The organism is Phormidium sp. CCY1219 (assembly GCF_055795085.1).
Map to the genome: position 1 here is coordinate 1 of NZ_JAYFEQ010000202.1, position 13169 is coordinate 13169.

General features: G+C 49.0%; 8 protein-coding genes. 7 read left to right on the top strand and 1 reads right to left on the bottom strand.

Features of this window, described 5'->3' with window-relative positions; translation table 11 throughout:
- Window positions 1-279: 279 nt before the first annotated feature.
- The 4 genes from AC0QH1_RS01330 to AC0QH1_RS01345 all read left to right on the top strand — a co-directional run bounded on the left by AC0QH1_RS01330 (window position 280) and on the right by AC0QH1_RS01345 (window position 10904).
- The gene (locus AC0QH1_RS01330; RefSeq protein WP_324628945.1) at window positions 280-4014 is read left to right on the top strand and encodes a C2 family cysteine protease; all 3735 of its coding nucleotides are present in this window, start codon (window positions 280-282) and stop codon (window positions 4012-4014) included.
- 937 nt (window positions 4015-4951) lie between these two features.
- Window positions 4952-7447 carry a bifunctional serine/threonine-protein kinase/ABC transporter substrate-binding protein gene (locus tag AC0QH1_RS01335; RefSeq protein WP_324628947.1) on the top strand — a complete coding sequence of 832 codons (2496 nt, stop codon included), beginning with the start codon at window positions 4952-4954 and terminating at the stop codon, window positions 7445-7447.
- A 64-nt stretch (window positions 7448-7511) separates the two neighbouring features.
- Window positions 7512-8738: an MFS transporter gene (locus tag AC0QH1_RS01340; protein WP_324628948.1), complete on the top strand. Its 1227-nt coding sequence runs from the start codon at window positions 7512-7514 to the stop codon at window positions 8736-8738.
- 15 nt (window positions 8739-8753) lie between these two features.
- Window positions 8754-10904 (top strand): FHA domain-containing protein, encoded by a 2151-nt coding sequence (locus AC0QH1_RS01345; RefSeq protein WP_324628949.1) that lies wholly within the window; start codon window positions 8754-8756, stop codon window positions 10902-10904.
- 429 nt (window positions 10905-11333) lie between these two features.
- Here AC0QH1_RS01345 and AC0QH1_RS01350 read toward each other — a convergent pair whose 3' ends face one another.
- The gene (locus tag AC0QH1_RS01350; RefSeq protein WP_324628951.1) at window positions 11334-11492 is read right to left on the bottom strand and encodes a hypothetical protein; all 159 of its coding nucleotides are present in this window, start codon (window positions 11490-11492) and stop codon (window positions 11334-11336) included.
- Here AC0QH1_RS01350 and AC0QH1_RS01355 point away from each other — a divergent pair.
- From AC0QH1_RS01355 to AC0QH1_RS01365, 3 genes are all read left to right on the top strand, one after another.
- On the top strand, window positions 11491-11841 hold the full coding sequence (locus tag AC0QH1_RS01355; protein WP_324628952.1) for a hypothetical protein: 351 nt from the start codon (window positions 11491-11493) through the stop codon (window positions 11839-11841). The genes AC0QH1_RS01350 and AC0QH1_RS01355 overlap by 2 nt on opposite strands.
- Window positions 11842-11974: 133 nt before the next feature.
- Window positions 11975-12283: a hypothetical protein gene (locus AC0QH1_RS01360; protein WP_324628953.1), complete on the top strand. Its 309-nt coding sequence runs from the start codon at window positions 11975-11977 to the stop codon at window positions 12281-12283.
- 272 nt (window positions 12284-12555) lie between these two features.
- The gene (locus tag AC0QH1_RS01365) at window positions 12556-13035 is read left to right on the top strand and encodes a tetratricopeptide repeat protein (protein ID WP_324628954.1); all 480 of its coding nucleotides are present in this window, start codon (window positions 12556-12558) and stop codon (window positions 13033-13035) included.
- The last annotated feature ends 134 nt before the right edge of the window (window positions 13036-13169 follow it).

Consider the following 13169-nt stretch of genomic DNA (forward strand, 5'->3'; position numbering starts at 1 on the left):
CTTGCTTGTCAGTCCGGAAAGCAATCAGCCAATCAGACTATAGTTCTCTCAAACATTGCTTGATGAGTTAACTCAGCAAGGGTGCAAATTAGGCCATAAATTTAGTGGTCAGGTAAGCAGTAGAGGCCCGATTTATTTCGTATTTTAAGAGAATAAATTGCGTCTCTACAGAGATGAGTAAGGCTATGATTGATGGAGCCATGATTAATATCGGGTTGCGCCGCGTCGCCAAACTCAAACCAGTTTCTTCATGATTCCTTATAAACTGCTAGGAGCGTAATGATGGAAGAGGAATTTTTTAACTTAACACCCGAGTCAGACAGTTTTGAATTAACAGCAGGACTGCTTGGGAGTTTTCCCGAAGGACTGCGTGCTTTCCAGGGCAGCGATACGGTGGTCGGATCGGGAGACCCTGAGTTTTTCAATGGAAATCAAGACAGCGATACTCTATTTGGGGGTGATGGTGCAGACACCATTCATGGGGGTCGCAACGATGACTTTATCTATGGCAACCAAGGGAATGATTCCCTGTTGGGCGATCGCAGTAATGACGTTGTATTCGGCGGTCAAGGAAACGACATATTAATTGGTGGAAACGGCGACGATATTTTAGTCGGCGACAAAGGTCAAGACATTCTCATTGGCGGGGAAGGCACAGACGCCTTTGTGTTGCGAACCGATACAGCGGAACTCGATCCAGCCGCAGCAGACACTATTGTTGACTTCAATAGTAGCGAGGATGAGATCGGATTAACCGAAGGACTAAGCGAAGCTTCCTTAGCCCTAGAAGCCGTGGAAGAGGGAACGTTAATCCGGGTTCAGGGTTCAAACGCCATCTTGGGGCGAGTCAATAATGTCTCGCCAGAACAGCTCAGCGGTCGTTTTGTAGCCGCCGATGCTGCACTAGACGACAACCTTGGTTCCGCCAGCGACCTCGGCACCCTCAACGGAACTCTAACTCGTAGCGACTTCGTGGGAGATTCTGACCTCGAAGATTGGTATCGCTTCAGTATCGACAGAACCAGCGATTTCAGCTTGATTCTCGACGGTTTGAGCGCCGATGCTGATGTAGAACTGTTTCAAGATTCGGACGGCAATGGCGAAGTTGACTTTAACGAAGTTCTCAGTTCTTCCGAAGCCGCATCGACCAGCCCCGAAGCCATTAACCTTAATTTAGACCGCGGTACATATTCGCTCCGAGTCAAGCAGTACGAGGGAGATACAAATTATAACCTGACCGTTACAGCAACGCCGTTTGATGTCGCACCAGACCGTGCGGGAAATACCCTAAGCGAAGCACGGGATTTGGGATTGATTAGCGAAACCGAGGTGAATGATTTCGTCGGCAATCCCGACCCGGTAGATGTCTACCGCTTTAGCCTCGACACCAACAACAGTTTTGATTTTACCCTCGATCCTGACGATGCTGACGCTTCTCTAGAAGTGATTCAAGATTTCAACAACAATGGCGTCGTAGATAACGGCGAGGTGCTGAATGTCTCCAGCGCATCGGCGAACAATCCGGGGCAGAGTTTTGGCAGCTTATCCGCCGGGACTTATTATCTGCGAGTTTCCCAAGGGAGCGCAGATACGGATTATCAGTTAGATTTATTGGCGACACCGGGCAGCTTAGTAGAACGAGAAGTTTTACCCGCGATCGAAGGGAACGATACCATTCAGGAGAGTTTGTCCAACACCGATTTCCCCAACCCCGATCGGTTTAACACATTCGCTGATGATTACAAGTTAACGGATGTGGTTTCCGGTCAGGAAGTGCAGGTCAGTCTCAACTCCAATGAGTTCGATACCTACCTGCAAGTTGTTAATGCTTTCACCGGAGAGTCGATTGTCGAAAACGATGATATTGACGTTGCGAACGGCAACTATAACTCAGCCTTGAGCTTTACAGTGGAGGATGGGGTTGAATATATCGTTCGCGTGACCAGCTTTGAATCTCCCGGACTCGGAGACTATACTCTAACAACTGTCGCGCCAGAGACAGTCGTGGGTGAAATTAACCCCGGTCAATCCCTCAATGGTGATTTGAGCAACACTGATTTTGGCAACCCGTCCCGGACAGGAAGTTTCAGCGACGATTACCGCTTAACCGGAATCGCTCCCAATCAGCAAGTCCAAATCGACCTGAGTTCAACTGAGTTCGATGGTTATCTGCAACTGGTGGATGAGGAAACCGGAGAAGTGATTGGGGAAAACGATGACATCGAGTCCGGCAATCTGAATTCTCAACTCACATTTACGGTACAATCCGGGATCGATTACCTGGTAAGAGTTACCAGTTATAACGAAGACGCAGTGGGCAACTACAGCTTGAGCGCCAGTCTTCCCGCCAGCATCGATGGTGTAGCCACGATTGGGACTGATGAAAGCGTGGAAGGCTACTTAGATGAAACCGACCAAACCAACCCCTTGCGTGAGGGCACCTTTAAAGATGACTATCGGTTGACTGATGTCACCGCAGGAGAACAAATCCGCATCAACTTAGACTCCGATGCTTTGGATACCTACCTGCAACTGGTAAATGCGGCGACCGGCGAAGTCATTGCCGAAAACGATGATTTGGATCTGAGTAATCTAAATAATTTCAATAATTTGGTGGATGGATTGGGCAATTTGGTGGATGGATTGGGCAATTTGGTGGAGAACAATGATGCAAATGCCGATCTAAACTTCCTGAATTTAACGAACTCCGAGTTAATCTTTACGGTACAACCAGAAATTGATTACCTAGTTCGGGTCACGAGTTTTGCCGAGAATTCCACGGGAAGCTATAGTCTGAGCGCTACTCCCGAATCGACTCCCGATCCAGATCCCACCCCGGATCCAGAACCAGTCACCGACTTTTTCTCGGAAAATATTCGGGATGCTCAACTTCAGACACAAAGTCGCCAACTCGCCGCCGATGGTGTCTTAAGTCGCAATGATATGCTGGCGCTGTTGCGCGACGTACAGGATGAAAGGATTGTCGATCGCAACGAGTTGGAGGGCTTAAAGACACTGGTCAATAATAGCAGTCGGTTCCGGATGCCGGAGTATGTGAAATATCTCTCTAACCAGGCGATCGAAAATGCTACCGCTAATATTAACGCATCTTCGTTTGAGTCTCTGGTAGGCCGTTGGTTCTTAGGCACCGTACCCCCATCGGCAGCCTTTACTAGAAAGCGTAAAAACTTTGAGTTCCAGTACGCAGAAGTACAGGGCGACCTCATTGGTGCCGCTGGCGCAGATCCGATAAGCGCTCGCATTAGCCATATTGACCAAGGTCAATTTGGCAATTGCGCGTTCTTAGCGGCTGTGGGTGCAGTTTTCGGCTCGGTGTGGAGCGACAATGCGAACGACACATCTAGTTCGATTATCGACAACATGATTATTCCCAATGGTGATGGAACTTACACTGTCCGCTTCTACTCAACCCCGGGCAATGCAGAGTATGTCACCGTTGACAGTCGCGTGGTTACACAGGATAGCACTAAATTTTTCGGCGCGACAGCTGATGAAGAGTCGCGAGTCAGCAATCCTAATAATAATGCAATTTGGGTGCCGCTCGTCGAGCGAGCTTACGCTCAGTGGCGAGGAGAGGAGGTGAATCAGAATGGCTATAACGTTATTGGCAACGGGGACAACATCCGGGATCCGCTTCAGCGAGTTACGGGACGCGATGTAGAATCTTTCACCACAGAATCGGGTTACAGCAATTCTATCAGTTTCGAGCAAATCCAAAATGCTTTGAACAGTGGCGAATTTGTTACCGCAGGCTCAAAAAGTTCGGACGAGCCAGAACCAAAGAAGGAGCTGATTGTTTACGGTCATGCATACTCAGTGACCCATGCTTACATTAACCCATCGGGTGAGCAGCGTATTATCGTTCGCAATCCTTGGGGAGTTGATAGTTGGAACGAAATTACTTCTCCCGACGGAGTTCAAGATGGATTTATTGACCTGTCTTACAGCGAATTCGAGGAATTTTATAGTGGCGTAGCCATAACTTCTCGATAAAGGCCAAATCGCTCCATTGCACCCACCGTAGGGACGCGGCATTACCGTGTCCTTACACTATCCAATCCCCTATTACGCTTTGAAGATTGGGGTAGCCGATGGGATCCGACGGGGCGGGAGACTTCCCCGGGGGAGAGTCAGAGGTGAAGGCTAATTCCCCGGTATTCCGCTCGATATTTAGAGGATTCTCCCGCAAGAATACCTACAGGAGAGATGAAGGAAGCGCTTGATTCTCTTCTCTGGGTTTGCGTTAGATGGTTCCTCCCGCCCCCAGCGGAATTCAGATATTGTTTATCCCGGAAGAATCGAGAAATGAACCATATCTGCCCCTTTATAAACATTATGACCCATCTGAACTAAAAAAGCAACCCCCAACCTCCAGACCGAGGAAACCGCCCCAACCTCCCGGAGGGAGAGGACTGGTGGCTTTCTGGCTCCCACCCATAGGCTCCCCCAACCCGGGAATTTCTCCCGGTGTGAATTGACCTTTTGTCCGTCGCGCGCTGTAGAAGTCGGCAAATTGTATGAACTATATGAACAATATAAACTAAAAAGTGGCAAAAATTTTTGACCTTTATGAATTGACAGGAGAGAGTAGGTGGAATACATTAAGCTTTAGTATTTAAAAAAAACCGCCAGTTGAAGCACAGAAACATCAGGGAGGAGATATGGGTTGGCCAAGGTTCTGCGAATGTAATATTCCAGTCCGGGTCTTTGGGCTACCGTTTAGATTTAATTCTTCACTGGCCACAAGGGAGAATCAGAAAGGAAGTGCTTACCACTTGGAGGGCATTGCGCTTTACATAAATGAGGGGTGCGCTACCAATCACTGGGAGGAGCTGTTGCCAATCGTCGTACCATTATAAACCGGTGCTGTCGATTTTTCCCAAAAAATCCGATGGCTAAAAAATATGCCACTATACTACCCCCAAATGCAATGATCGACCAATTACTCGACCAGCGTTACCAAATTCTACAAGTTCTGGGAGCGGGAGGCTTTGGGCGAACCTACATTGCCCAAGACCTGAAGCAACCGAGCCACCCCAAGTGCGTGGTCAAACAGCTCAAGCCACTGGGCATTGAAGACCCCACCTTGTCCGACGCCTCTCGAGAAGACCGCTGGACCATCGCCCGGGATTTTTTCCGCAAAGAGGCAGAAGCCTTAGAAACCCTAGGCAAGCACGAGCGGATTCCGCAGCTTTTAGCGTATTTTGAAGAGAACCAAGAATTCTACTTAGTGCAAGAGTTCATTGACGGACATCCGCTGAGTTCCGAACTGGTTAAAGGTCAGGGTTGGCCGGAAAGCAATGTTATCGAAATGCTGGGACAAATTTTAGAGGTTCTGGATTTCGTACATAGCAACAATGCCATTCATCGGGATATCAAACCCGACAACATCATTCGGCGTCAGCATGACAATGCCTTGGTGCTGGTGGATTTTGGTGCGGTGAAGCAAGTGCGGGGGCAAATGGTCAGCGAGTCGGGCGCAATTAGCTTTACCGTTTCCGTAGGCACCCAGGGCTATCGGCCAATGGAACAGGCGGTCGGTCGGCCTCGACTCAACAGTGACCTTTATGCGTTGGGAATGATCGGCATTCAAGCCCTGACGGGACTCAATGCCCTAGAGTTAGAAACAGAACATCGGGATCCCTACAGTGAAGAAATTAACTGGCAGCACCTTGCCCCAGAAGTCAGTCCCGGACTCAAGGACTTTATCACCCGGATGGTTCGTCAAAACTGGCGCGAGCGCTACCAGAGTGCCAAAGACGCGCTGAGTTCCCTCAAATCTGACTCCGAGTATCAGCCCACGATCGCTGCCCCGGTATCGGCTTCCCCAACTTCGACAACGTCGGCATTCACCCCGGCATCGGCATCGGCATCGGCACCGGCATCGGCACCGGCATCGACCCCGGCATCGACCCCGGCCTCATCCTCTGCATCATCTGCGGCATCATCCGCGCCCGTCGCCGGATTGCCTCAAGCATCCCTCAACCGGAAGATAATGTTAGGGGCTGCCGGGGTGGTTGCCTTCGCGGTGTTAGGACTCGGCGCTTGGTTGATTGAGGGTTCGCTTTCCCGACAGGGTAACGGGCAGGGCATGACAAACCCATCCGCAAGCCAAGGCAACCTGGGAATGTCCACACAACGCATCAGTTCGGGAGAAGCAATTTTGCTTCCCGCCGAGGTTGAAAACAATCAAAAATTTACTCAATTAAAACAAGAAGGCGTGCAGGCGATGGCAGCCCAAAACTATTGGCAAGCTACCGCTAAATTTGAAGCAGCCCTCGAGCAAAGTCGGAATGCACCCGAAACCCGCATTTATTTGAATAATGCCAAGATTGGCAATAATCCCGCTTATACCCTAGCCGCCTCGGTGCCCACGAACAGTCCCGATCGCGCCAAGGAGATGTTGCGGGGATTTGCCCAAGCGCAAGATGAAGTAAACAAGCAAGGCGGGATTAATGGCGTACCGCTCAAACTGGTTATCGTTAACGACCAAGACGATCCAGACAACATCGAAAACCTTGCCCGAGAATTGGCCGCCAACAGCGAAATTCTCGGGGTGATGGGTCACAATCGCACTGAGGTGAGTAAGAGAGCTGGAGCGATTTACCGAGATGCGAATCTGGTTCTGGTGACTCCCATCAGCGTGATGGACGAATTGACCGATGGGAGCAATCCGTACCTATTTCGCACAAACCGGATCGACACTCGCAAGGGCGCGCAAGCCTTGGCCGATCGCGTAGTGCAGACTGGGGGACTCCAGAATGTCGTAATTTTTAACAACCCCAAATTGGAATTTATCCGCGACTTGACCGACTCATTTGCCAAAGAGTTGGGCACCCGGGGGCAAATCCTGGAGACATTCGACCTATCTTCAGCGAATTTCAATCCGGAACGCAGCCTGCGAACTGCCAGAGAGCGAGGTGCAGAGGCAATCGTGCTTTTCCCGAGTATCAAGACCCTCCCCCAAATTTGGAAAATTTTGCGGCTGATCGATGAATACCCAAACGAGTTTGGTAACTTCAAAGTTTTGGGAGACATTGCCACCTTATATCGATATGAAACATTAAACGAAGGTCGAGAAGCAGCAGTGGACATGGTGCTAGCCGTTGCGTGGCGCTACAGCCCGTCCGATCCGTTCTCGCAGCGCGCTGACCAGCTTTGGGGGGCGAGCGTCAATTGGGTAACGGCGATGTCCTACGATGCGGCTCAATCCTTGGTTGAAGCGATCCAACGCAACGGTCCGACTCGCGAGGGCATTCAAACTGCACTGGCGGCTTCTGACTTTTCCACCACTGGCGCTTCCGGGACAATCCAGTTTATCGCCGGAGACGTGCCATCGGATTTCGCCCTGGTCAAAGTCCAGAAAATGCCTTCTATACAAGCCAGTCGCTCTAAAACCGGCTACGACTTTGTGCCCACAGAGTGAGCGATCGAGGCAGCCCAAACTCCCAACCTTCCGCTCCATACAACTGCAACTCGGTAGGAAGTTTATGACCAGCCTAGTATTGCGCTCTAAAAACTGCGGTCTGTTTTTTAGCGGACAAGGAATCTCCTTAGTCGGCACTTGGATGGCTAAAGTTGCAGCGGCTTGGTTGGTCTATCAGATTGGGGGTTCGGCGCTAGAACTCGGTTTGGCTGGCTTCAGCACCCAAATTCCCAGTCTATTTATCTCCCCGGTGGCGGGTGTATTAATAGACCAATGGAATCGCCAGCAGGTTTTACTGGCAACCCAAACTCTGGCGGCGCTGTTGTCACTGGTGTTAGCGTTTATGACCCTCACGGAACGGATCGAGATGACGTCATTTCTGACATTGAGCTTGTTTCAAGGCTGTGTCAATGCCTTTGACGTACCGGCGCGGCAGGTGTGGATTGCCGAGATGGTAGATAGCAAAAGGGAGATAGGGGAAGCGATCGCCCTGAATTCACTCACCATCAGTTCGGCGCGGTTGCTCGGGCCGAGCTTAGCGGCGATCGCCATTGGTACCCTCGGAACTGGTTTTTGCTTTCTAATTGACGCAGTGACCTATCTACCCCTCATTGCCATCCTGCTGACGATGAAAACTGTTTCCCAAAAAGCGCTGAGGTCGGTATCCAGCCGCCCCTGGCAACAATTAAAACAAGGATTTACCTATGCGGCTAGCTTTTCTCCCGTGGCCTCGATTATCCTGCTGCTAGCTTTAGTCAGCTTGATGGCGATGCCCTATAGTTATCTCGTCCCCATTTTCGCCAAAGAGGCTCTCGCCGGAGGATCGGATACCCTGGGAGTTCTGATGGCCTTTGCCGGATTGGGTTCTTTAAGCGGCAGTTGCTATTTAATGTCGCGAAAATCCGTCATTGGCTTAGAAACGATTATGACTTGGGCAACGGCTCTCACGGGGATGAGCTTGCTTTGCTTCTCTAGATCGGAAAATCTCTATGTTTCCTCCGTAGCTCTCTATTGTACCGGACTGTGTTTGGTCCTCCAAGTCGCGGCCAGCAATACCCTATTACAAGCGCTGGTTCCGGACGAAAAGCGAGGCCGAATTATGAGCTTGTTTGCGCTCGCTTATCTGGGGATGGTGCCATTAGGCAGCTTACTGGCAGGAGCAGTTGCCGATTGGATTGGAGCCGCGACCACCTTAACGATTAACGGCGGAATTTGTATGTTAGCCGCTGCCCTATTCCGATCGCAGATTTTGCCCTTAAAGCGATCGCTTGCCCAAACCACAAACCCCTAGCTAGAGAAAAACGCCATGTCACCCAAAACCGACAAACCGATTCAGGATCTACAAAACATTCATCAATTTATTGCCGATCGAGGGCAACAAGACCCGAACTTTGCTGCCGTAGCGCGAAAACTCGGCAGCTTGACCCACAAACTCAAAAGTGGAAAGCTGCTATTTCAAATCGTCAGTCAGTCTTCGCCCCTGGCTTATGCGGTAGCCAAATTGACGGGTCAAAGTCCTACCCTGCCGGCTTTATATCAATTTCAAACTGCCAGCCTACCCGAGGAATATCAGCAAACCGAAATTCCCATCCACCAGGGTGGCTACCAGCGGACGGAATTAGCCGTTCCCGAACCGGTCATCCTTCAATTTACTGATTCCCGCCGCCAAGAGCCAATTAGTCATCCCCTCCCCAACCAGGGTAAATTGCGGATTGGACGTCGCCCGGACTGTCAGATTCAGATTCCCAATGAATACAGCTTTGCATCCGGGCATCATGCCGAAATTATTCCCATCGCCAATTCCGAGCAGGGAAATGCTTCAAAAACCTGGCAAATCTGCGATACCAGTAGTAATGGCACCTACATCAACGGCGAACGCATCCAAGGATGCTATACGTTGCAGCCGGACGATCGGATCGTGCTGGGGTATCCAGAACCGACCGATCGCAGTCCCGAATTAATTTTTAAGTTTGACTATAACGTGGCGGCGAATCAGTCACACCCTCATGCTGCGGCCCGGAACCCACTGTCAGACCCAAACGAGCGACTTTATGAAGACCTGATTGAGTGCGATATTCTCTGTGTGGTTATTAACCCCACGATGCCCCTTTCTAACCCCGAAAAACAGCTAATTGAGCGAGCCGCTCGAGGGCAACTTTTTAAAACGATCGCGATCGTGGATGTGTCGGCGAGCGATCGCGCGCCAGAAACCGTGAGCGCTCATATTGATGCCTTGAAGCAATGGCTCAAATCCCAGAATCTGCAAGCTGCTGTTGCTCTCCCTTTGATTCCCCTGCATCCTTTCTATCCCAATCCTCAACCCACCAGCGAACTGGATCCAAACGTGCAGCAAGAGTGCGATCGCTTTCTCCAGTTTCTAGAACAATCGGCCATCGAGCGACGCGAATCGTTTCTGATTCAGCGGGTTGCCGGAAAAGTCAAGGAACAACTGGGCATTCTGGAACGGGCTTATGCAGACAAAGAAGCGCATTTGAAAAACCACAAGAACCAGTCAGTCCCCTTACCTCCAGGGGTCGAGCTTGATGAGTTGGATCGGCAAATCCGAAAAGCTTTCAAGCAAGTGGCAGACGACAAAGAAAGGTCATTTCGACAAATTCGGCTGGATCTCAATCAATCAAAAGCCGCATTAATCGATGCTTTTAGTAAAGAAAGTTTGCTGTATAAAATCAAACAGTTTACCGACGACCTGCAGCCGGTTGTCACCAAAGAGAAAGATCGGGTATCGCTCCAGTTAGATTCTCCACAACTGAGGCAAGAGAATACTATCCATACGTATATAAACCGTCTTTGTTACGGAGAGATGAGTCAGTGGGCAAAAGATGAATGGGAGCGCGTTTATAGCACCTATGCAGAAGGCGGTTTGCAGGGAGTTTTTCAGCGCACCCATGCAGGGTTTGATTTTATTCCCGGTCTCGACTTGCCCAGTTCATCTTTTACAGCCAACTCGGATTTTGATGTTTACCAATGCTTGCAATATTCTTTTGTGGAATTTGACAATCAGGTTTCTTATCAAGACAAAGCTTCTGGCAACAATTTGATGTTATTGGGTTCGGCGGCGATCGGTGCTGTCGGTTTGGCAATGGGGTATCCAATCCTTCTGATGAGCGCGGGGATGGGGGTACTCGGAAAACAAGTCGCCCAGAAACACAGCGAAACTTCAAAAATCGAGCAAATTACCGATAACTTACGCAAAGGCTTATGCCATCATTATCAATCTTTAGCTAGAAGTATTGCCGATAAGTTATCCCAGCAAATTCATTTGCAAATCGAAGCGGAAGAACGACACTTCAAGACATTGATAGAATCCACAAGCGACAAAATAGGTCTTCATATGTCGGAAATGAAAAAATCTGTGGACAACAGCCACAAAAGTCAGAAAAATTTGCAAGAAGAAAAACGCCAATTTATGGATCTTAGACAAAAAATTAATTGGTAATATTGTATCAAATTTAACCTTGATTATTGAATCGATGTGCTACCATGAAAATGGATTTCATGCATTCCGCGAATTAATCGCCGCCAGTGACTAAAGGGAGGCGTAATCCAGGGGATAAGAGCGGGATATTCAACCAATGGTTTACCGTAAGAAAAGCCGGGGAGCCAAAAAAAATACCTCAAACAAAAACATGTTTATCCCGCTAAAGTAAGCTATAATAAAAATGGGAAAGGGGAGTATGAAACAACAATAAAATCTGAAATCGCGATCGTGGTCGCTCCTTTGATGTCGATCCTGCTTCTTGGGATAATCATGGCAATGGATTCGCTGACGATCGGGTAGTTAATCCTCGCGATTTACGGGGATTTTCCAATTTACGTTTGACGAGCGATACTCCTTATGAAACTCGCAACGAGACTCAGGAAAATTCTACCGATGAAGACCTTTCGGCATCAAGAGGCGATCGCGAACACATCCACTCATTTCCCCAAACTGGGTGGTTCGCTCTTGTGGAGAGCGATCGGGGACATATATCAATCGCCAACCCAGGGTTAGATCGTTCAAACATAAATTCGGAGGAAAACTCATGACCAAAATTGCTTACTCTGCCTATGACGACAGCAATGGTGACGGCAAAATAGATTATGCCTATGGTCGTTATGATACCGATGGTGATGGGTATTATGAGACGGTAGCTGAAGCCTTTGATGATGATAAGGATGGAAATTTTGATTATTCTTATGTCAGCTCCGATACCGATGGGGACGGGCACCACGATGAGGTAGTTGAATACTTCGATGACAATAGTGATGGTTACGCCGATAGGGCACGGTATCGTACCGATGAGAATGGCGATGGTTCTTTCGATTATGAATACACCGCTTCCGTGGACGATGCGGGTAACATCAGTACCTCTGAAACGTCTTATCTTGCGTAAGATGCTACTCATTCACAGTTGAAGAGATAAATCTCCTTCAATTTGGAAATTAGGCATTGTAGCCAAACCAGCCAAAGCTGAGGAGTTTTGCCTCGGCGATTTTTCAACTCCAAAAAATCTGTAGGACAAAATTATGGTTTACAGCAGCAGCAACGAATATTACCAAGATACGAATGGCGACGGGCAAATTGACTATGCCTATGGGAGTTACGATACCGATGGCGATGGTTATGCTGACACCACAGTGGAAGTATGGGACACCGATGGTGATGGATACGCGGATGTTAGCACGGCTTACGCCGACACCAATGGCGATGGTTATGCTGATGTGGGGTATGGTGCGGTGGATTATGACGGCGATGGTTCTGCTGATTATGAAGTAACCGCTTCCCAAGATGAGTATGGCAATATCAGCACCTCTGAAACCTATTACAGCGCCTAAAATTCTGCCAATTAAACACTGAAGACTAACCCCTGATAGAACTCGATTAGGATGGTTATTCCAGCAACATTAGGCAGTGATGGATCGCCGATTTCTCACGGGTACAAATCGGCGATCGCTCCTCTGTCACTCGGATATCAACTTGGGTTATCTTCGATTAACTTGTTTGCAGTATTATTCGGTCTGTTTTTGGCGATAATTTACCCATATCACTAGACAAATTGCCTGTTTTTTTCTAAATGATGACTTCCAATTACTCCAAGTTTACAGTGTTGACTCGCATTTTGGTCGCTACCGCCACAGTTACTACCTTAGTTGGACTGTTTCCAGAACCGATTCGCTCCACCCCTAGCAAAACCATTGAGGAAACGCGAGCGGCAAAAATAGCAGGCGAATATTCTGCTCATATCATGCCATCACCCAAACAAAGCAACCGAAGAAATGGATCTGGAACGCCCAATAACTTCGGCAATTTGCAAGAATTTATGCGGGCAGCACCTTTTTTTCTCCAAGGGAACGCCATGCTGCAAAATAAAGATTATCAAGGAGCCATAGAACAGTACAATCGAGCAATTAGCAACTACTCCGAGTATGCTGAGGCATATGCTCAACGGGGAGTAGCACGCAATCAAATCGGCGATCGCTCAGGGGCGATTGAAGATTTACAGCAAGCCGTGAATCTATTTGACGCCCAAGGCGAATATGCAGCTTCCGAGAAAGCTCAGGAAATGCTTGAGGAACTGCAACAGTAAACAGAATGAGAATGGGGAGAGCGATCGCGCTTGCAAACTCCAGAGGTGCGATCGCGCTGACCAAACCCAGAACTGCGATCGCTCCCCAATCCTCCCATAATTTTCTCTACCTAACACAATACCATGTTTCGATA

What these genes read in the sequence shown, in the direction of transcription:
- AC0QH1_RS01345 (WP_324628949.1), top strand. Translation starts at nt 8,754, where the DNA reads ATGTCACCCAAAACCGACAAACCGATTCAGGATCTACAAAACATTCAT.
- AC0QH1_RS01340 (WP_324628948.1), top strand. Translation starts at nt 7,512, where the DNA reads ATGACCAGCCTAGTATTGCGCTCTAAAAACTGCGGTCTGTTTTTTAGC.
- AC0QH1_RS01330 (WP_324628945.1), top strand. Translation starts at nt 280, where the DNA reads ATGATGGAAGAGGAATTTTTTAACTTAACACCCGAGTCAGACAGTTTT.
- AC0QH1_RS01355 (WP_324628952.1), top strand. Translation starts at nt 11,491, where the DNA reads ATGACCAAAATTGCTTACTCTGCCTATGACGACAGCAATGGTGACGGC.
- AC0QH1_RS01360 (WP_324628953.1), top strand. Translation starts at nt 11,975, where the DNA reads ATGGTTTACAGCAGCAGCAACGAATATTACCAAGATACGAATGGCGAC.
- AC0QH1_RS01335 (WP_324628947.1), top strand. Translation starts at nt 4,952, where the DNA reads ATGATCGACCAATTACTCGACCAGCGTTACCAAATTCTACAAGTTCTG.
- AC0QH1_RS01350 (WP_324628951.1), bottom strand. Translation starts at nt 11,492, where the DNA reads ATGAGTTTTCCTCCGAATTTATGTTTGAACGATCTAACCCTGGGTTGG.